The organism is Clostridium puniceum, assembly GCF_002006345.1.
Lineage (GTDB): Bacteria > Bacillota > Clostridia > Clostridiales > Clostridiaceae > Clostridium > Clostridium puniceum.
Genome location: NZ_LZZM01000245.1, coordinates 78,006 through 99,382 on the forward strand (window position 1 = coordinate 78,006; position 21,377 = coordinate 99,382).

The 21,377-nt window shown below is 30.0% G+C and carries 19 protein-coding genes and 3 pseudogenes; 6 read left to right on the forward strand and 16 right to left on the reverse strand.

Translation table 11 applies throughout. The features are described 5' to 3' along the window. Positions 1-25: 25 nt before the first annotated feature. Positions 26-221 (forward strand): annotated as a pseudogene (locus CLPUN_RS27335) (transposase); the annotation flags it as partial. Between the two features lie 148 nt (positions 222-369). Here the strand turns inward: CLPUN_RS27335 and CLPUN_RS29055 are convergent. The 3 genes from CLPUN_RS29055 to CLPUN_RS29490 form a co-directional block, all read right to left on the reverse strand. Then, positions 370-588, reverse strand: coding sequence for a hypothetical protein (locus CLPUN_RS29055; protein WP_242954262.1), 219 nt, complete (start codon positions 586-588; stop codon positions 370-372). 361 nt (positions 589-949) lie between these two features. Further along, positions 950-1,642, reverse strand: coding sequence for an alpha-amylase family protein (locus tag CLPUN_RS26670; protein ID WP_242954263.1), 693 nt, complete (start codon positions 1,640-1,642; stop codon positions 950-952). Between the two features lie 67 nt (positions 1,643-1,709). Next, a complete protein-coding gene (locus CLPUN_RS29490; protein ID WP_341426936.1) occupies positions 1,710-1,880 on the reverse strand; it encodes a helix-turn-helix domain-containing protein in 171 nt (56 codons plus the stop codon). 180 nt (positions 1,881-2,060) lie between these two features. Here CLPUN_RS29490 and CLPUN_RS26680 point away from each other — a divergent pair, with 180 nt between their 5' ends. Then, positions 2,061-2,411 (forward strand): helix-turn-helix domain-containing protein, encoded by a 351-nt coding sequence (locus CLPUN_RS26680; RefSeq protein WP_077850213.1) that lies wholly within the window; start codon positions 2,061-2,063, stop codon positions 2,409-2,411. Positions 2,412-2,966: 555 nt separating this feature from the next. Continuing rightward, positions 2,967-3,116, forward strand: a pseudogene (locus CLPUN_RS29780) (transposase); the annotation flags it as partial. A 147-nt stretch (positions 3,117-3,263) separates the two neighbouring features. Here CLPUN_RS29780 and CLPUN_RS26690 read toward each other — a convergent pair. Together CLPUN_RS26690 and CLPUN_RS26695 are read right to left on the reverse strand one after the other, a co-directional pair. After that, positions 3,264-4,082 carry a P-loop NTPase family protein gene (locus CLPUN_RS26690; protein ID WP_077850215.1) on the reverse strand — a complete coding sequence of 273 codons (819 nt, stop codon included), beginning with the start codon at positions 4,080-4,082 and terminating at the stop codon, positions 3,264-3,266. Between the two features lie 148 nt (positions 4,083-4,230). Continuing rightward, positions 4,231-5,256 carry an IS1595 family transposase gene (locus CLPUN_RS26695; protein WP_077850216.1) on the reverse strand — a complete coding sequence of 342 codons (1,026 nt, stop codon included), beginning with the start codon at positions 5,254-5,256 and terminating at the stop codon, positions 4,231-4,233. Positions 5,257-5,345: 89 nt separating this feature from the next. Here CLPUN_RS26695 and CLPUN_RS29785 point away from each other — a divergent pair. Beyond that, positions 5,346-6,647: pseudogene (locus CLPUN_RS29785) on the forward strand (DDE-type integrase/transposase/recombinase); the annotation flags it as partial. Between the two features lie 327 nt (positions 6,648-6,974). Here the strand turns inward: CLPUN_RS29785 and CLPUN_RS29300 are convergent. Together CLPUN_RS29300 and CLPUN_RS26710 are read right to left on the reverse strand one after the other, a co-directional pair. Beyond that, positions 6,975-7,835 (reverse strand): cell wall-binding protein, encoded by an 861-nt coding sequence (locus CLPUN_RS29300; protein ID WP_077850217.1) that lies wholly within the window; start codon positions 7,833-7,835, stop codon positions 6,975-6,977. A gap of 106 nt (positions 7,836-7,941) precedes the next feature. Further along, entirely contained in the window at positions 7,942-8,133 is a 192-nt protein-coding gene (locus tag CLPUN_RS26710; RefSeq protein ID WP_077850218.1) for a helix-turn-helix domain-containing protein, read from the reverse strand. Between the two features lie 157 nt (positions 8,134-8,290). Between CLPUN_RS26710 and CLPUN_RS26715 the strand changes: the two genes are divergently transcribed. Beyond that, entirely contained in the window at positions 8,291-8,644 is a 354-nt protein-coding gene (locus CLPUN_RS26715; RefSeq protein WP_077850219.1) for a helix-turn-helix domain-containing protein, read from the forward strand. A gap of 80 nt (positions 8,645-8,724) precedes the next feature. Here CLPUN_RS26715 and CLPUN_RS26720 read toward each other — a convergent pair whose 3' ends face one another. The 6 genes from CLPUN_RS26720 to CLPUN_RS26745 all read right to left on the reverse strand — a co-directional run bounded on the left by CLPUN_RS26720 (position 8,725) and on the right by CLPUN_RS26745 (position 14,991). Further along, the gene (locus CLPUN_RS26720) at positions 8,725-9,330 is read right to left on the reverse strand and encodes a hypothetical protein (RefSeq protein ID WP_077850220.1); all 606 of its coding nucleotides are present in this window, start codon (positions 9,328-9,330) and stop codon (positions 8,725-8,727) included. Between the two features lie 40 nt (positions 9,331-9,370). After that, positions 9,371-9,826: a JAB domain-containing protein gene (locus tag CLPUN_RS26725; protein ID WP_077850221.1), complete on the reverse strand. Its 456-nt coding sequence runs from the start codon at positions 9,824-9,826 to the stop codon at positions 9,371-9,373. A gap of 394 nt (positions 9,827-10,220) precedes the next feature. Then, positions 10,221-10,535 (reverse strand): hypothetical protein, encoded by a 315-nt coding sequence (locus tag CLPUN_RS26730; protein WP_077850222.1) that lies wholly within the window; start codon positions 10,533-10,535, stop codon positions 10,221-10,223. A 6-nt stretch (positions 10,536-10,541) separates the two neighbouring features. Next, a complete protein-coding gene (locus CLPUN_RS26735) occupies positions 10,542-10,892 on the reverse strand; it encodes a hypothetical protein (protein WP_077850223.1) in 351 nt (116 codons plus the stop codon). Positions 10,893-11,094: 202 nt separating this feature from the next. Next, a complete protein-coding gene (locus tag CLPUN_RS26740; RefSeq protein WP_077850224.1) occupies positions 11,095-12,540 on the reverse strand; it encodes a family 43 glycosylhydrolase in 1,446 nt (481 codons plus the stop codon). A gap of 18 nt (positions 12,541-12,558) precedes the next feature. Then, on the reverse strand, positions 12,559-14,991 hold the full coding sequence (locus CLPUN_RS26745; protein WP_077850225.1) for a glycoside hydrolase family 2 TIM barrel-domain containing protein: 2,433 nt from the start codon (positions 14,989-14,991) through the stop codon (positions 12,559-12,561). 353 nt (positions 14,992-15,344) lie between these two features. Between CLPUN_RS26745 and CLPUN_RS26750 the strand changes: the two genes are divergently transcribed. Next, positions 15,345-16,172, forward strand: a complete 828-nt coding sequence (locus tag CLPUN_RS26750; RefSeq protein WP_077850226.1) for a helix-turn-helix domain-containing protein — start codon at positions 15,345-15,347, stop codon at positions 16,170-16,172. Positions 16,173-16,440: 268 nt separating this feature from the next. Here the strand turns inward: CLPUN_RS26750 and rlmH are convergent, their stop codons facing one another. The 3 genes from rlmH to CLPUN_RS26765 form a co-directional block, all read right to left on the reverse strand. Continuing rightward, on the reverse strand, positions 16,441-16,920 hold the full coding sequence (gene rlmH, locus CLPUN_RS26755) for a 23S rRNA (pseudouridine(1915)-N(3))-methyltransferase RlmH (RefSeq protein WP_077850227.1): 480 nt from the start codon (positions 16,918-16,920) through the stop codon (positions 16,441-16,443). A 134-nt stretch (positions 16,921-17,054) separates the two neighbouring features. Then, positions 17,055-18,494, reverse strand: a complete 1,440-nt coding sequence (locus CLPUN_RS26760) for an MFS transporter (protein ID WP_077850228.1) — start codon at positions 18,492-18,494, stop codon at positions 17,055-17,057. 669 nt (positions 18,495-19,163) lie between these two features. Continuing rightward, entirely contained in the window at positions 19,164-21,338 is a 2,175-nt protein-coding gene (locus CLPUN_RS26765; RefSeq protein WP_077850229.1) for a methyl-accepting chemotaxis protein, read from the reverse strand. Between the last annotated feature and the right edge of the window lie 39 nt (positions 21,339-21,377).

The following is a 21,377-nucleotide window of genomic DNA, read 5'->3' on the forward strand; positions in this document are numbered from 1 at the left end:
TAATCAAATACTTACTAGGTACAAACTTTTAATTGCATGTATAGATGACTTAAGAGGTTTACCAGACGCGATTAGATCCGTTTTTCCAAAGGTATATTCCAAATTGTATAATACATCAAATAAGAAATTCAATAAAATATATCTCTTATAAAAACAGAAAAGAATTTATGAAAGATTTAAAACTTGTTTATAAGGCAGATACAGAAGAAATTGCGCTAGCAGTATAGTTTGTCCATTTTATTAAATTGCGTATATAGTGTCTTTTTTTGCACATACTAAAAATGTAATACTATTCAATTTTAGTATGTTAAAGGAATCACTAAAATATAACTGGAAATGAAATTTCCAGTTATATAAAGTATCAAATATTCAATTTACAGAAGTTATTTTACGTTTTTCCTTTCCTACTATAATTTCATGAAACTCCTTAATTGAAAACACTACAATGGAATAGTCATCAGATAATATAAAAAGTGATGAATAGTAGTCAATACCATCATCACTCTTTATAATATCTGTATACTCTGGAAGTAGTACTTCTATAGTATTTTCTTGCAATTCAAAAATCTCCTTTTTTGATTCAGCCATTAGAATGAATCCTCCAAGCTCTTTTTCTACATCCCTATTAGCTCTATAGTTTTCATCTCGCAACCTTATTATTTCTTCTACTTATTTTAGCATTTCATTTGAGTATTTTGTTTTTAGTGCTTTTCGCTGTTCAAGTTTGTACAATTTTTTCATATTGAATTCCTTCTCAAAATAGAAAAGGAATACTCAAAGCTTTATATTACTTCAAGTATTCCTTATTAATTATTTCAAGATTATAATATATATTTATATTCTCTGTTATTACTATTTATCAATGTATTTAATTTCAATTAATTATTTGCTTTTCATATTATTATATAAATTTTCTAATTTCATTATCAAATATATATAAGCACATATCTTATATCTTATATTTAACCAAGTTACCTAATTCATCAATATAACTTATCACACTCTCATTAGTTTTAAGATCTATAAATAATTCACAAAATTTAGAATCCTTTTCCCAAGTAAGCTTAATTTCATCTTTAGCACAATCTAAAACTTTAAATTTTCCATTAAAAGCGTCATATTCATTTCTAAATCTAATAAGTTTTAAAAATCTTTGAACTACTTTTTTCTCTAAAGATTGTTCTATTTCCTCAATACTAAAGTTATGACGATTAATTTCTCTACCCTCACCAGTTCTTATTACATTTTCAACATCATTTTCCCCTGCTAATGCACCTACATAATATACTTGTGGTATTCCAGGTGTAAAAAATTGAATTGCTCTAGCTGCCAAGTATGCATCATCATCACAATTAAGTACTGAATAGTAAGAACATCTTATTTGATGTACATCAAATCCATCCTCTGACTTATGTTCTTCTGATAAAATAAGGCTAAGATTTGAACCTCTTTCTAAGCATACATCAATTAATTTTCTTGCTTCTTTAGTATCTATAAGAGTATCCATATCTGGCTTAACTGGTATTCCATCATGACAGTCAAGCATTGTAAACTGTTTTTTAGGGCGTACTTTAAGATATTCACAAAGTTTCTCGCTAGACTTGGTTCTAAATGTATTTAAAATCGTATATCCAAAAACCATGTTCTGCTAATTTATATTGATTTGATAACTCTATTATGCTTTAATAGCATGGACACTTATTGTCCTTTTAGAAAAATATCTTTATATCAACCTCTAATGCTTTCGCTATCTTTTCCAATACTTTTAGTGATGGTTTTGTCCTTGCTACTTCTATATCTGAAAGGTAGGTATTTGAAATACCTGCTTTTTCTGCTAGGTCGTATTGCTTTAAGCTCTTCTTAAGCCTTTCATATTTTATTTTTTACCTATATTATCCAAAATTAACACCCACACACAATTTATTATACGATATTGACGTAATAATACAATTATTTTCACGCTACTAGTATAATATTTTACCAAAATTACAAAGGGTTTTACAATTTATCCAGTTTTGTTTATACTAATACATTATTTACGGAATTTTAAGGAGGCTATTATGAACTTAGGAGATAAGCTAAAAGCTATTAGAAAAGCTAAAGGACTATCATTAAAGCAACTATCAAAAGATACTGACGAACAAGTATCTGTATCCTTTTTAAGTGATATTGAAAATGGCAGAAGTAACCCTTCAATAGACAATCTAAAAATTATTGCTAATACTTTGAATACACCAGTTTCATATTTCATTGATGATTCTGAAAGCAATGTATTTAGTAGTGCTATTGAAGATACAGACTTTATTCCTATCATTGAATTACTAAAAGATTTTAAAGATTGGAACATAGAAGATAAGAAAGAATTGCTTTATTATTTGAAAGCTAAAAAGACTATTAGAGATAATAAATAGGCTATAATCAATATTATGTGAAAGGCTTATCATTTTAGATATACATATATACATATATATAGCTATAAGCATCCTTAACTGGTATTAGTTTAATTCCGTAATTATAATAATCTGATGAAATACTAAAAAGTTGTTCTTTGTCATAGCCTCTTTTCTACCCTCTGAAAGCTCGAAAGAAGGTCAAATTCAACGAAGTTCAGCTCCTGCTGTAGTTTTCCTATGTCAATTTTCGAGGCTGTTTTAAGCTCCAATAGAAGCTTTGTTGGATTCCATTGGTTGCATATGCTTTCATTGCTCCATTCCAATCTATTCTCATTGTTCCAATTCTCTTTTTCTAGTCAATTTCAAATGCTATTCCATTTACTAAATCTTTATCCATTATTATTCCTCCATTTTACTAATGTTAGTGTAAAGTATTTACACTACTCTTCTTAATTTTTTCTTTATATATCAAGGGTTCGAGCGTTTTTTGTACAAAAAAACAATGCCCCCCTAATTTCATGTTATAATTGAGTTCCGCAACACCAAAACAACATCAAAAGAAAGGTCATTGTTATGGATTTAATTATAACTTATTTACTTTTATATAATCAATATTTAGTTAAAACTATTTATAAACTTGTTTTGTTTATTTCAAAGAATATTCCTTTAAATCAATGGGCTTTTGATGATTCTAACAGCCCAGAATATCAAAAATTTAGGCTATGTTTTAATATAATGTTGAAATATAGCCTTAAAAATTATAGATGGGATTGTCCACCTATAATCCTCAATAAAAGAATGTTGTGAAGAATTAATACCATATTCTCATTTTTAAACAATATGGTATTTCTTCACTTATTTTAATTTCTATCATAAAACCTCCAACCATTTAATTAAATCTGTAATTGTATTATGTGTTCTTTTCCAATTTTCAAAAGGTGTATCAATAATAATTTTATCAATAGGGAGTTGCTCTAAAATTTTTAATTCTATTTTTTGTCTTTCTTCAAGACATGAAATATATCCATCAAATCCCTCAAAACAATTTGCTTTACCATAACCTTGTAAAGTATGATAATCAATAACACTTTTCAGCCATTCATCATCACGTTCTATAGCAATTTCAGAAACTCTTTCTTTGACTTTAGAATTTTGTAAATAAATCACAACAGGATTTAAAGTCTTGATATATTCAAAAATATTTACTATATATTCTTGAACATCCTCATAAGGGTAATTAAATCTCATCATCATTTCACATAATGGATTCTGTAAAAAGCAACAATTAAAAACATAAATTCTATCTTCTGTATATGCCTGTTTCGCAAATTCTGCCCAATGATTTAGCATTGCTGTTTTTTCTCTTTCCCATGGCAGACAATCATATATTTTAAAAGGAATTATTTTATCAAATAAATCTCCATTTATCTTGGAAAGTGGTATAACTAAACCTAAATTTTCCTTAACTCCAATGTTCTTGACTTGCTGTAATTCGTTATCACTCAATATTTGCAAATCATTACTTGTCATAAATGAATGAAATTCATAGTCAGCAGGATGTTCTAAAGTACCCTCATCATAATGTGAAACAGCATGTCCTTGTTTTAAAAGAAAATCTGATACAAATCTACCTGTTGTACTTTTACCAGTGCAAGGTAATCCTTCTATTATAAACAACTTATTTTTCAATCAAAAATTCCTCCTATATTTAAATTTATAGTCTATCTTCTAATATATCCATCGTTTTCACCACCCTTTGCAATAATCTACTATTGTTTATTAAACTATAGTTTTTAATAACACTTATTATAACATAATTTACAAAATATCACACATGTCATACATACATTGGCTCTCTGTTTTTTAAGTCTTTTATTTTGACATATGAATGTGCTACATTACTTTGAACTATAAAGTTTTTAGTCTTTATTATTTCTTTATCTGTATCAAATATTTGAAGCCATTTGAACCACTTAATATAATTGTTGATATATTTTGTTGCAACGCCATTAAACCTATTCATCCATTTCTTTAAATTGCTATGTAGAGCATTAATATGTTGAATATGATACAATCCTTCTTTATGTTTGCCTCTTTTTATACGTTTGTGTTCTAACGATAAATCATTTGCAAATTGTATATAACTTTTATGACTATCAGTACAAAGTATAGATTCATTGCTTATATGTCCATCATATAATTTTTCTAATTCCTTAGATGTAATTCTACCTTTACATGCTAATTCCATAATTAAATTACCTTGTCTATCAATAGCAGTTGCAATGCAGACTTGTTCCTTTGAGATACCCCTTTTCTTAACTTGTTTACCTCTTTTACGAGAGTGTCTTGGCATGTTAGAAGGTTTTGTCCCTTTAAAACTTTCAGCAAAGAATACTTCATCTGCTTCAATAACACCATCAACGTATCCCTTACCTAAAAATGTACTTATACAATCAAGTATTTTATGTCTCCAAAAGAAACTTGTTGCTATGTTAATTTCTACAATTTTATCACTTTTCCTAATAGAGTAGCCATTAATCATGCACTTAGCGTATTTAAGCCATTTATCCAATGTTTTTTTACTTTTATAAGTTGCAGAATTAGTGAAGTCAGTAAAAGTTTTATTACAAGATTTACAGATATATCTTTGTTTACCATTATACTTACCATTTCTTGATATAGTTTCAGAGCCACAAATTGGGCATACTTTCCCCTTAGAAAATCTAAATTCTTTAACTTCTTGTTCTACTTCGCTTACTTGCGAACCTAAGACAAGAATTTCTTCTAAAGTTGATAGTATTTGTTCTTTCTGATGTAACGGTAACTTTTCAATATCATTTAATATAGACTTCACATTTGGCATAATTCTACCTCCTAAACACTATTCTCTCTATATTATAACCTATTTTTCTAATATATATCCATTTTCAACACTAATTTAAAACATAGCCAAAATTTAAAGTAGACAAACTTCCTAAAATTATTCGTTTTGAAAAAGTTGACTATCAATTTCTTTTAGCTTATTACAAGCACAAATATAACAAGGTAGTAAAACCCGTCCAACGACGGAACGGTAAGTCTATTCCTAATGAAACTATCTGCCCAAAGTGTAGTGCACCTCACCATTATATCTACGATAATAACGGCAATCGAGGTCAGTTCCAATGTAAAGTTTGTGGGCAAAATTTCAACGGAAGTAATTATATTACTAAGCCTATAGTACTGGTATGCCCTTATTGTGGTCATACTCTTACTCAGAAGAAAGACCGTAAGCATTTTCGTATTCACAAATGTACAAACCCTAAGTGTTCATACTACTTAGATGGGCTTAAAAGACTTCCTAGTGATGTAAAACCTTCTGAGAAATATAAATATAAACTCCACTATATTTACAGAGAATTTACTGTTGATTTCTTTAAGATGGATTTACATGCACTTTCTAAGCGTGCTATCAACTTTAATTTCCAAAAGTTTAATCCTCATATTATGGGATTAAGTCTCTCTTATCATGTTAATTTTAAGCTTTCAACTAGAGAAACCGCTCGCGCTTTAGCGGAGATACATGGTATAAAAATATCACATACTATGGTTGCTAACTATGCATTAACTGCAGCTACTGTAATTAAACCATTTGTAGATACTTTTGATTACAAGCCTTCTAATATCCTTTCTGCTGATGAAACTTATATAAGAGTAAAAGGTATCAGGCATTATGTTTGGATTGTTATGGATGCTTGTAAAAAGTCTATTCTTGGCTATCAGGTATCTGACACAAGAGCTGTTGGTCCATGCATACTCGCTATGCGAATGGCTTTTGATAAGTTTCAACGCTTTCCTGGTAAAATGCTAAAATTTATTGCTGATGGTTATAGTGCTTATCCTCTAGCTAGACAACAATTTGAACTAGAAGAAAATAAGATCTTTGACCTTACTCAAGTAATAGGACTTACAAATGATGATGCGGTTTCTAAAGAATACCGTTGGGTTAAGCAAGTAGTAGAACGCTTGAATCGTACTTTTAAATCATCATACCGTGTTACTTGTGGCTATGGGAGTGAAGACGGTGCCCTTTACGGTGTCTCACTTTGGGTTGCGTATTACAACTTTCTACGCCCACATCCTTATAATTACTGGAGGCCTCTAAATGAGATTGATCAATTAAAACAAGCTGATAACATGCCTCCTAAATGGCAAATACTCATTAGCCTTGGTCAACAAACTATACTTCGTATGCAAGAAAATCAATGCTCTTAAAATAAATACAAAGTTAATACTTTTTACATTTTTCCCCTTCGGCAACGGAGGTCTTTTGTCGTACCTAAAATCAAATAATAAATTGTAAAATTAAACATTTTTACTTAATAGTATAGATTACTTTTTCACTTCTATTTTTTCATAACTTACTTTACACTATCGAATTTTATTACTTTGAAACATTTCTCACATATCCATACTTTTTTTCTTGATAAATTAGTTACTCTTCTAGTTGCTATTTCTTCATGACAAAATTCACACCTCTTTAAAAATTTTAACTTTTTAATATGTTAATCATGCCTATTCTCCAACCATAACATTGTATTTTTATTTATTGGCATATTTAGCTACCAATCTATTGTATTCATCCATGTGATTTTTACTATATTCTGGATTACTCATTCTATCCATCTCCTCTTGATCTGCGTCAGTTAACTGAGTTTGTTGTTGTGTTTGATTTTGATGTATGAACCAGTCACCTTTCTTATCAAAAGTCCTTTCATCAATAGTGACACCATCTGAATTATATAAAGTATTTGAAACACCATACGTATCTCTTGGATATTCTTCAGCATAACCTATTTCAAATACTCTCACAACACCATAATATTCTCCAGTAGTCTTATAAATTACACCTACAATTCTATATTTAAGGTCTCGTTCTCCATTATTAATTGTATATACTTTATCTTCAACAGGATACCCATTATAGCCACCTTTTGTATATTCGATATTAGTTCTATAACTCTCACTATAGAATTGACCATTATCAAGAGTCTTAAGTATTTCAACAGCTTTTTCAAATGTGAAATCATTTGTTGTTTGTTGTGAGTTGCCAAATATATAACCTTTCCATTTACCATTTGAATCAAAATCGCATAAATCATATCCTACAAGTGCTTTCCCATTTGCCATTTCTCCATTAGCATTAAAGTAATACCAATTACCACCATCTTGTAACCATCCTGTTTTCATATAACCATTGTTATCGAAGTAATACCAAATATTATTTATTTTTCTCCAGCCTATAGCATAGGAATTTCCTTCTGTATACCACCAGCCTGTACTGTTATGTTTCCAGTTTTTAGAAAGTTTGTAAGTAGCATTAGCTCCTATTGAAGTTACTCCTAAAATACTTGTTGTTATTAGTCCCACTACTATTATCTTTTTTAAGTTTAATTTTTTCATTACTATTATCCCTCCATAATATCTTTTTGTATTTCAAACACTTTCTATTTTGAAAGTTGATTGATATCTTTATTGTAGTTTGATAGCTTGGACATCTTTTGTCCTTTTAGAAAAATTCTTTGATATCTATTTCCAATGCCTTCGCAATCTTTTCTAGTGTTTTTATTACAGGTGCCGATCTTCCTGTTTCAATATCAGATAGGAACGTATTTGACATATCTGCAAGTTTAGCAAGCTCATATTGTTTTAACTTCTTTTCACTCCTCTTTTTCTTTATTTTTTCGCCTATATTACCCAATATTTCCACCTCCGTATTTTTGTTATACTTTATTTAAGTAAAAATATAAGCATTTTTACGGTATATATGGCCAATACTATAATGATCTTACAATCTCTTTAGTTTTGTTTATACTATAGATATATACGTTATTTACGGAATTTTATAGGAGGTCATTATGAGTTTGATTGGTGATAAATTAAAGACTTGTAGAAAATCCAAAAAGCTTTCTCTTAAACAATTATGTGAAAAGACTAATAATCAAATATCTGTATCTTTTTTATCTGATATTGAAAACGGACGTAGCAATCCATCTTTAGAAAAGTTGAAACTTATTGCAGGTGTTTTAGATATTCCAGTATCATATTTTCTTGAAGAGTCTGAAAACAGCTTATACAATACTGCTAATAATGATGTTGAATTTATTCCTGTATTAGAACTTCTTAATGATTTTAGTTCTTGGAGCTTAGAAGATAAGCAGGAACTTTTATATTACCTTAAAGCTAAGAAGGTTATACGTGGAAATTCATAACATAAATACTTTTTATCACTCTCTTTTAATTTATTTTTGTATATTGGAAAAGGCTATCTCTCCTATGAAAAGTAGCCTTATTAACAGTCTATTTCTGCATACATATATTTTTCTTGATGTTCATTTTCTACTATAAATTTTGAATCAAAGTCTAGAAGTTCTTCTACCTCAATACCATTTACAAGCTCTGTTATAACCTCATCTTTGCTTGTTCCACTCATCCAGTATTCTATTAGTGAATCTTTATCTAAAAGCTTATCTACAAATCTTTCTTCTTCTAGCATGTTTTCAAGTTTTTCTCTTGCTAGGAATGTCAAATCACTATCTTTCTTATAGATTATTATACCTTCATCTACCGAAACATATCCTTCTTCCTCTACTTCTTCAATGCATCTTATTACTTCACTTATGCTTAGTTCCAAGTTAGAATTGTTTTTTATCCACAGAAATACATTTATTTTGAAGTTATCCACATCATTCTCCCCAATTTCTGTTGCTAATTTCAATGCCTTATCAAAATCTTGTAGTAGTTCCTCTTTGAATTCACCATCTACTTTTGATATTAGAGCTTCTACATACTCAAATTTCTTTGGTTCTATATTGCTATATCTATTTATTACCGAATTTATTTCATTCATCATGAATTTTTGTATTACTGATGAAAAATTATTATTATTCATAATCATTTTTATACATCTCCATTTCTTATTTAACTTATTATATTTTTTAGATTATCCCTTTTTCCTTTAGGCTGTAATATGAATTATTTCCTATAATTATGTGGTCAATCAGCTTAATACCTAGTATAATTCCACATTCTTTTAATCTTTCTGTAATGTTTGTACCTTCCTTTGACGGAGTTGGATCGCCTGACGGATGGTTATGGAATAGTATTATTGAAGCTGAATTACTTAGAATTGCAGGCTTGAACACTTCCCTTGGATGTACAACCGAGGTATTTAGGTTTCCTACTGATACTACATTTATTGCAGTAGGCTGATTTTTTACATCTAGGCAACATACCAGAAGTTGCTCTCTGTCTGACTCTTCTAGAAATCTTTTTCCTAACTCTACAGCATCTTTAGGAGCTTCTATTCTTCTTATGTCATACAGTATGCTTGATTCCTTTACCATCTTTATTGAGACTACATTGATTCTCTTTGCTGGCTCTTTTTTGTCCATTTTTTCTTATCCTTTACATTTTATTGATTTTCCCAATTTCCCCTTTTGTATTTTTACATTCCCCACTCGGAAATGCTTACAATCACTCATTTGCCCCGATTTTCCCTGTTTCCCTCTGGATTTTCATGCTACTCTTATCTTAGACTTACAAAAAAGCTCTTATAGAAACTATTGTTTTTATTAGGGGATTAGGGGTTTCTAGGGCAATTGTTGATATCACTAGCTTTACAGATGGGGGATTCCGCCCCGTTATTTTTTTCTTATGGGGCTTTTAGAAATTATTATGAACTTTCTATTACATCTGAATATTGTTTTATAGTAAAATATACTTTGTAGAATTTACCCTATCAATAAACTCTACATAGAAAAATCCTAATCACTATTAATTTAGCAATTAGGATTTTTTGTTATTATTCAATTCTTGTTTTAGCATATCAATAAATTCATCTGAGAACACTTTCTCTTTTATTGCAAGCCTTATAAGCTCTAATAGCTGTATTTCTGTTACGTCTAGTGACCTTGGAATGTATCTGTTATCTCCTCTTATAGTGTCTTTATAAAGTGAAAATCTTATCTCATCACGCTTTTTTGATTTTACCTCAATTCTCTCTATGCAACTATAGTAATCATCTTCTTCTATGCTTACCTTATTATAGATTTTGCAATAGCTTGTTTCTTTGATTATCTTAGTTTCAGTCTGCTTTGCCATTTTTTATTACAACTCCTTTTCTATTAGAATTTCATGAAGCTCTTTGTTTGAGTATGCCATCACAATATAGTCTGAACTCAGTATGAACAATGATGCATAGTAGGTTTCACCATTATTGCTATCTATTTTATCTGTATATTCTTCAATTGTTCCCTTAAGTACATTTACTTTTATCTCTGCAACATCTTCTTCTGATTCTAGTATTACAACATATCCTCCAAGGTCTTTATCTACATCTCTGCCTGCTCCATAGTTTTCATTTATTGTTATTATTATTTCTTCTATGCTTTCCATTACTTCTTTTGTGTATCCCTCTTTTAGTGCTTCTAGCTGTTCAAGTTTGTAAATTTTTTTCATATTTAATTCCTCCTCAAAATAAAAAAAGAATACTTAAAGCCTCGTTGCTCTAAGTACTCCTCTTATTAATCTCATAATCATAATATATATTTGAAATTTTATTTGTTACTTATAACTTTTTCTAAACGGTTTATTTGATAACTTTTTCAAACAATCTTAAGTTTACTAATTTTATAAAAATAGGATTTGAATATCTTATTATCTATTTAATAATAAATGACATAAAATCAACTGAACCTTCACCTTTATAAGTGAAATATAATGGCTTTATTCCTTCTTCTATCTTCATAGGTGCTGTAAAGGTGCTCCAATCACTTTGTGCTGAAACTTTTACTTCTGAAATTGGTTGTCCGCCTAATTCAGTACTGATAAGGAACACACCATTACCATTTCCTCTAACCTTTACAGAAATTTCTTCTACTTTATCAAAAATAAAGTATTTAAATCCTGCAACTGAGCCTTCATTTATATTAGCAATGTGCTGATTTGGATTATCTTCTCTATCCTCTCCATCTTGAGTGAAATATGGATGATATTTTTCTATTACCTCACCAAATTCATATCTCTTTGGGCCCTCTTTACTCATAAGGTTACAAGCGATTCTAGCTTCGTATTCCCCCACCCCTTTAAGTGGTCCATTGTTTAATCCGCTGCTAGTCATTTCTACCTGCTTGATACTTCCATCCTTTTCTATAGTTATACGCTCTGCACACCCTTGTATTGAAAATTGATGACGATTAGTTTGTCTATGATAGAATACATACCATTGTCCATTAATTTCAACAATACTTCCATGATTATTTGCTGAATAATTTAATGCATCTTTATCTGTTATTCCATTTAAGAAAATATCAGCATTAGATACTATCGTTCCACAATATTTAAATCCACCAACTGCGCTTTTTGATGTAGCATAACATAATTCGTGTCCATTAAATGAAGAATATACAAAGTAGTACGTATCGCAAATCTTTCTTATTGATGGAGCTTCAAAGAATTCATGCCCTTCAAAGTCTGTCCCTTTTCCATGTGCCTTATCTGGAATAATTACTTTTGGACCTTCCTTTACTGTTACCATATCCTTTTCTAGTTCGATAACCATTCCACCTTTTATCAGCCTTTCTGGTAAGTCAAACATTCCCCATGGAAAATTCACCGGACAGAACCCAGAATATAAATATACACTTCCATCACCATCTACTAAAACACCAGGATCAAATTGGAACGGATCCCCTTCTTTTGATCCAAGTAATGTTCCATCTTCATAATGAACATGTCCATAAAATTCATATTCACCAGCAGGCGTATCGCAAACTGCAACTGCCATTACTCCAAGAAAATCAAAAACATAGTAAAGATAATATCTTCCATCCGCCCCTTTCTGTACATCTGGTGCAAATAATAGTCTTTTTTCTGGATTATCACACATAGGATCTTGTGTTTTTTTATAAATAACTCCTTCATACTTCCAGTTTTCTAAGTCATTTACATCTGCTGACCAACATACATAATCATTTGGACAATATTCTGTGCCATTAAATTTATCATGGCTGCCGTATACATAAACTCTATCCCCAAATACATATGGTTCACCATCTGGTACATATTCATAACTAGGTAAATATGGGTTTAACGCTTGTTTTTTCATAAATTTTCCCTCTAAATTTTAAATACTTTCTAATTCTAAAATTGTTTCTGCTAATCCTTCTGCTCTTGCAGTTACAAGTATCTTACCTTTTTCCTTACTTCTAACTACTGCTAAAACTTTACCATTATAAGCATTTCTACTTGGGCCGACATATCCTTCTGTTGATATAGGATTTCCTGTACCCATTCCTTGAAGATTTCCTTCTCCTGTAACTTCAATTGAAATTGCATTATTTGCATGTGGGACAAGTCTTCCTCTATCATCTACAACTTCGCAAGTTACATAGCTAAGACCTTGATATCCTGATGTTAATTGACTTATATCTGCCTTTAGTATTAATGAAGTTTGCTTGCCAACTGTCTCTAACTTATCTCTTTCTGTCTCAACATTATTTGTATATGCAACTGCCTCTATAGTTCCTTTTTCATATACTACGTCAAAACTTACCTTAAAGGCTTCCTCTGTTCCTACTGCCTTTCGTTCCACAACTTTTCCATTAATAATTAATGCAATTTCCTCCGCATTTGAATAAACATCTACTCGAACCTTTTTTCCTTCTGCCTCTGGAAAACTCCAGCTTCTTTCTACATCAGACCATCCCCATGAGGATACTATCTCTTTCTTGCCATAATGTTCTGGTTTTAATACTGCAATATAAGGCGTTTTTCTTTCACCCCAAACTACTTTACGATATTCTCCTTGTGGCTTTATTTCTCCGCAGATATCTATATCTCCACAATTTGATATATGCCAAGAATAATCAGCAAAAAGACTTCCTGTTTCATCATAGAAAGATCGTCCTATACCAGCTTCTCCGAAGTAATCCATACTAGTCCAAGAAAAATCACCAATTACGTGATTATGCTTTAGAACTTCTTCCCAAACTGCTGCTATTTTCTTTGGATAAGATTCTGTTCCACAAATCACCCTGTCAGGAAATGCCTTTCCATCTTGCTCATAACGATTATCTAAATAATTGTAACCTACAACATCTAAAGGACTACAGTAATCTGCTGTAATTTCGCCCCACTCTGCAGTAACTCTGTCACATTCTTTTAATAATTCATGTACTTCTGGAGGTAAATCTTTCAAATCTCCTGCACTTCCATTAAAAATGTTAGCAAGTATTCCACCAAATTCTCCTGCATCTAGGAAAATTGCACATACTCCATTAGTTATAGCTCTTGTATCATCTAAACTTCTTGCATAATCAGCAAGCTCTTTTGCTATTTTCGCTCCATTAGAACTGCCATCTCTTTCTCCAATTTCATTTCCAATTGACCACATGATTACAGATGGATGATTTCTGTCCCTTAAAATCATAGCTTCTAAATCTTTTTTCCACCAATCCTCAAAATACAAATGATAATCGTAAGTATTTTTCTTTAAACGCCAACAATCAAAAACTTCATCCATTACAAGTATTCCAAGTCTGTCACATGCCTCCAAAAGAGCTGTCGATGGTGGATTATGAGCTGTTCTTATGGCATTGTAGCCTACTTCTTTCATAATTCTTACTTTTCTTTCCTCTGCAACATCAAATGCACAAGCTCCTATAGGTCCATTATCATGATGGAGACATCCACCTTTTAATTTTATTGTGGCATCGTTTAACTTAAACCCATCTTTTGCACTAAAGGAAATTGTTCTAATTCCAAATGTGGTTTTTGTTTCATCTAATAGAACGTCTCCCAACTTTACCTGACTCACTGCTTCATATAAAGTTGGAGAATCTAAAGACCAAAGCTTCGGATTTGTTACAAACAACTCCTGTACTAACTTAGTTTCTTTTTTACCTTCTAGTAAAACCTCAGAAAGATAAGAGGTTACTTCTTCGCCATTCTTATCAAACAATGTTGTTACAAGACTTACTTGTTTCTCTTCCTCTAAGTCATTGGTTATATTAGTTTCTACCTTTACCAATGCTTTCTCTTTTGCTACTGTAGGAGTTGCAATAGAAATACTCCAAGGCGCAAGATAAACTGCTTCTGAAGTCATTAACCATACATGGCGATATAATCCTGATCCGGAATACCATCTAGAATTAGGCATTGCATTGTTGTTAACTACAATTTTCAATTTATTATTTTCCCCATACTTAAGCCAATGATTAAGTTTCACATGAAATTCTGTATAACCATATGGGTGAAGCATAGCTAAATTACCATTAATATAAACTTCTGTATTCATATATGCGCCTTCTATTACTAGAAGAAATTCTTTATCCTTTTGTTCCTCTGATACATAAAATTCTTTTTGATATGTACCTATTCCCCCTTGAAAGAAGCCACCAGCTTCGTTGGCTCCTGCTTGAGGAGTTCTATCTAATCCAATAGAAAAATCATGCGGTAAATTTACTTTTTCTTTAAATGTACCTCCATTCTTATCTTGATAACTATTGCCAGTAGAATATGAAAAATTCCAGTCTAAATAAAAATGTTGTTTTTTCATTAATAATTATCTCCTTATGTTTTATTTACTTCCTTGTTTTTATGTTATCAATAATTATCAATAATCTCCATTACATATTCCCAATATTTCATGTTGTTTTTGGTATTAATCATTTAATACTTGCCATTTAACTTAGTTATTTTATTTTTATTTCTGATTTTTTATGTTACTTTTGGAAGCTCGTCTTATAATAACGTCACTTTTAGCACCAGTTTTCATAAATATTAAACTTTTGTTAAATTTGTGATATCATTAATTTATTCATATAATAAATCTTTGCTTGACTTTTAATGTGTTTTTAAATACTTAAAGTGGATATAAAAAATTGGTGTTTTTTCAGGAAGGATAAAATAATGAAAGAAATACAAAAAAAATCTTATTATTGTTACCGTTTTTTTAATGATGATGCTGTTAATGGTATACTATCCTGCGGATATCTTTATAAATCATCAAATTCAGATTCTATGCTAAACTCTGCAAATGAATATTATACCTGTTCTGTATTAATAGAAGGAAAAGGTTCCTTTATTGATTCTAATGGGAATACTTATTCTATTATGCCAAACTCAGTTTTTCAATGCTTTCCTGGCAAAGAATATTCTATAATTATAGATCCTGATTCAAAATGGTATGAATTTTATATTAAAATTGGGAAATCAACTTTTGATGCCTTATCATCACTTAACCTTTTACATATTGCTACTCCAGTTTTTCAGATTAATCTAAAGCCATATTTAGAACAATGGTTTTCAGAACTTATTAACCAGCTAAAAACTACAGGAAATGCTGAATTACCAGAAGTACTATTTGTTACTCAAAAACTATTAATTAATCTTCATAGAGAGGATATTAGGAGCTATGAGTCAAATATAGATGCAATAATTACAGGTGCTAGACAAATGCTGTATTATAGATGTAATGAAGATATTTCACTAGCGGAAATTGCAGTTTCTTTTCACATTAGCTATGAAAAGTTTCGGAAGCTATTTAAACAAGAGGTAGGTCTTTCTCCTATTCAATACCGTCTGCAAAGTAAATTTCATTTTGCACAAAGATTGCTTTATGAAGGAGTTCCTATCAAAATAGTGGCTGCTGAGCTTGGATATAATGACCCTTTTACTTTTTCACGACAGTTTAAGAAGTACATGGGAAGTTCTCCAAGCAGTTTTAAGAATAAATAATATGGTTACTCTATTTTAACATTCAGTGATGTTTCTCTTTATTATAATTAAATGATTTTGATATATCCTCTTTATCAACACTAACCCTATTACAACTAGTCAGTAGCATAATATTATTTTCACTAAATAAATACTTGTGTTAAATAAAATTATATTATAATTTCTTGATAAATATAAATAACTCACGATAATAACTTATCGTGAGTTTCATAATGGGTGTTTTCCCTCATAACTCTATTATATTATCCAATTTTAGTAAATTTATCACTCACTTATGATATGGTTCACCCTTCATTATCCTAAACCCCCGATAAACCTGCTCCAACAGCATAACCCTAAACAATTGATGAGGAAATGTCATCTTTGAAAAACATAATTTATAATTTGCCCTATCTAAAACACTTTTTGAAATACCAAGGCTTCCTCCTATTATAAATGCTATATTAGAATTGCCTGTTACCCCTAAGTTGTCTATATAACCTGCAAATTCTTCAGAAGTTAATTGCTTGCCGCCTAAATCCATTGCTATTACAAACATATTATCTTTAATTTTGTTCAATATCGCTTGCCCTTCTTTTTCCTTGATTGCCAGTTCTTCTTTTTCTGAAGCATTATCCGGTGTCTTTTCATCTGGTAATTCTATTATGTCTAATTTGCAATATCTACTTAACCTTTTAGAGTATTCATCTATTGCATCTTTCAAATATTTCTCTTTTAATTTTCCAACTGTAATTATAGTAATAGTCATTGTTATTTTACTATTAAAAGTATTTAATAATTTTAAATTTTAATAATTACCCTTCCATGACTATGGTTACTTTATTAACTTACTCTTATAAAAATACTTCTAATAGATACTCCCTTCATAAATTAAATTTCATTTTAAGCTTTTTTAACTTCTCTCTTTCTTCTCATTTTATACAATCTATAGGCTGTAAGTATTGCTCCAATTCCACATATAATACCTGCTGCAACATAAACATAATGCATTCCATATACGAAAACATCATCTCTACCTTCTATATATCCTGTAACATGGTAGCCTATTTTTTGACTCATAAAACTATATAAAAGTGTTGTAGATAATGATATTCCAAAAACCATTCCTAAGTTTCTTACTAAAGCATTTATACTTCCTGCAATACCTAATTTATCTTTATCTACAGTAGACATTACTAATGAGTTATTAGGTGATTGGAACATTGCATTTCCTATTGTCATTATAGCTATAAATACAATTAAAAAAACAAGATAGGAGTACTGTGTTAAAGTTGATAATAAAAATAGTCCCAAACTAGTTCCTACAAGACCTATAAATGTTAGTGCCTCTGAGCCGACTTTATCTGACATATATCCACTAATTGGTGCCGCAACTGCTAATATTATTGGTGATACCATCATTAATACTCCTGTAAAGGATGGTGTTAATTTCATTACATATTGCAAATAAAATGGCAGTATTATATTTGAACAGCTTATTGCTACAAATGAAATAAATGCACAAAATACACTAAGGGAAAATAATGAATTATTAAATATTTTAAGGTTTAATAATGGCTCATTAATTCGCTTTTCAACCTTTATGAATATCACAAATAATATAACTGAGATTATTAAACACATAATAATAATTTTATTATTAAACCCAATTTCTTTTCCAAAAGTTAATCCTCCAAATAGTAATATCATAGTCATTCCAAATAGAACTGCACCCTTTAGATCTAGTTTTTCATTATTGTTATTATTACTTTTAGGTAAGGTTTTTATTGCAAGAATGAGGGCTAATATACCTATAGGCACATTTATTAAAAAAATATACTGCCAACTTAATGCAGAAACAATTATTCCTCCTATTGGTGGCCCTATCATTGCGCCTAAAGCTACAAAGGTACCATTTAGTCCTAGTGCTCTTCCTCTTTCATTGCTAGGGAATACATGAGTTATGATTCCATGACTTGTGGACATAGTTCCTGCTGCTCCTATAGCTTGGAGAGCTCTTGAAATAACTAACATTATTAATGAATTAGATATTCCACAAGTTAAAGAACCTATTGTAAAAATAGTGATTCCCAATTTAAAAACTGTTGTCTTCCCTTTAATATCTGCCAATCTCCCAAATATAAGAATTGTTCCAACAATTACTATTAAGTAACTAGTAACCACCCATTCTATAGAAGCCATACTTACTGAAAGTTTCTGTGCCATAACAGGCAATGCAACATTTACTATACTACCATCAAGAGTAGCCATAAATGTTAACAATACTGTAGTAAGTAATATTACCCATCTTTTTTTATGTATTTCATTGTTCATATTCTCCATATGTTTTATCCTTTCTGTATATCGTAAATAATTCATGCTTATCAAATGTATAATTAATAACTTGATGATTAGATTCCATAAATCAAAATTTTCAAATAATCATCCCCCTCTTATTTTAATCACTCATCTAAGTAAACTAAATTAGATTATAATATATTTCTATTATTTGCACAAATAATGGGATAATTCATCTAGCATTAAAATATAATCCACAACTATACTTTTTAAAACAAAACTTATCCACAAAACTCCCTCATTCTATGGATAAGTTTATTTTCCAAATTAAACATAGCTATCTTATTAACATTTTTAATTTTTAATATATATATATGTTCTAAAAAAATTTGTTCATTAAGATTTAATTTCTATATTAGAGTGATTGGATAAGACAACCAACTAAATTATGAACTTTCTTAATTAGAACTTATATATATATATTAAATTACCTTCAAACATTATATAGTAAAGAAAAAAAGGTGGCTTCGCCACGCTTTTCTGAATTTACAATTGACAGGTAACAATAGATACACTTATAGGTAGTCTGTCATCAATTATGTATGAAATCCTTGCAGGATTTCTTTTAAGTTATTAGTTGTGCTAAAGCACTTTTTTTATATGTGAAAATGTTTTTAGTTGTGCTAAAGCACTTTTTTTATATGTGTGTATCTTTTATTTTAATTTAAATGATCCAACCATTTCATTTAGATTCTCTGATGAATATTCTAAAACTTCAGTAGCTTGTTTTAATTGTCTTATTTCTGATAATATCTTTTTAACCATTGATAATGATTCCTCACTCTTATTTGAGCTATGTTCAGTAGATTGCTCTACCTTATCAGCCATTGTACTTACATTATTCATTACTCTTCCAACATTTTCACTTTGAGAAGAAGTTATTTTTGAAATTGACTGCATAGCTTCAGCAATTATATTTACATCGTCATTAATTTGATCAAATGAATCAATAGAATTTTTTACACTTCCTGTTGAAGTGCTTACCTTATTATTTATTTCTCCTGCATATTCAAAAGTAGCTTGTGTTTGCTCTTGAACTTGTTTAATAACATTACTTATTGATTTAGTTGCTTGTTCTGTTTCTAACGCCAACTTAGATATTTCCTCTGCAACAACAGTAAATCCTCTTCCGCTATCACCAGCTCTTGCAGCTTCAATTGATGCATTAAGTGCTAGAAGTTGAGTTTGTTTACTTATATTACTTATTACATTAATAACTTCACTAATCTCATTTGAATATCCTTGTAGTGTACTAACAGAATTTACTGTTCTGCTAATTGTACTTTCTAAATCCTGCATATTGTTTAAAACTTCCTTAGATGCATTTTGTACTTTTGACGAATTCTCATTAGTGCCTTCAATTATTCCTGAAACTTCTAAAATAAGACTATCCATTTCTTGAATTGATGCTGTAATTTCTGAAAACTTATTTTTTGTATCTTGAAAGACTACATTTTGTTCCTTAGAACTTTCTAATAAACTTACTACTGTATTTTCAATTACTCCCATGCCTTTTCTTACTTCATTTGTTATGTTTGAAACTATATTTACTGACTTTTTAGTAGTTCTTGCTGATTTTTTAACTCTATATAGCATACTCATTTGGTTATTTATAAATTTATTAAACCATCTTGATAATTCACCAATTTCATCTGATGACATTTTTTCAACCCTTTTTGTTAAATTTCCTTCTCCTTCTGCTATGTCTTGTAATATATTTATCGTTCTGCTTAAAGGTGCTGAGACCATCTTTTTAGAAATTATTAGTGTAAAAGCAGATAAAATAATCCACATTCCTAAAGATGTAAATATACTAATATTTGGTGCAACTTTTGTTGTAACAAAGTTTATTGCTATTAGCAGTGCTGACATGATTGATACAGCCATTGGTATCTTTAAGTTTATGCTTTGGAAATTATATATTTCATCTATATCTCCTTCACACATCATTCCCCAAACTTCATCACAATTGGGAGGTGTTATCAATGTTCCCTTACCACCAACCATAATATGTCTATAATCTGGATAACCAGGCCAGCAATCAAGATTTTCTCCATTTTTAATAGCGTTGCCTACACCTTGATGTAATTGGTTAGTTGCTGGGTCTGTAAATATTATTTCAAATTCAGTGTGATCTTGAATTTGCACCATCCCCCAGCTTTTAGTCTTAATACCATCTTTAAGATTTTCACCTAAAGTAAAAGTATTATCTTCAAATCTACTTCTAGATATTGCTGTCCCTTGTTTAATTCCCCTGTTTGACTTTACCATAAATAAATAGTTGTCACCAGAATCTTTATATATATGCGTATCTTCATCTTGAATTATATTACTCATATCATCATTTAATGTTCTACAACACAATATTCTAATTTGCTCGTTATGATTCTTACATCTACTAGAAAACATTAATGTAACATCATCAGCAAATTTTTTATCACTTATATCTGTGCCCAAGGTCCTTTTATCTATGTATGGTCCATACATTAGTGGTCTATCTTCTAAACCCGCTTTGAAATTAGGTAAATCACTCATATTTAATCCTATATGCTGCTTACATGACGAGACTGATACTACACCATTTTCATCTAAGACAAATATCTCACAGAAGTCTTCGTGCTTTTTCACATTTTCTATCAGGTAATTATATATTACATTGTCATCATCCTCTAATGCCATAAGTGAATTTTTAATGTTGTCTAATTGAGCCCATTTGTCATTGAACCAATTTTCCAATGCCTTTTTTCTTCCATTTGATATTCCTTCAAAAACCTTTTCCGAATGTTCTCTTAAATTTCTATTAAGTAAATATTTAAGTTTTAAAGTCATATTTAATTCCTCCCCCCAAAATATTGCTTACATTCTTAT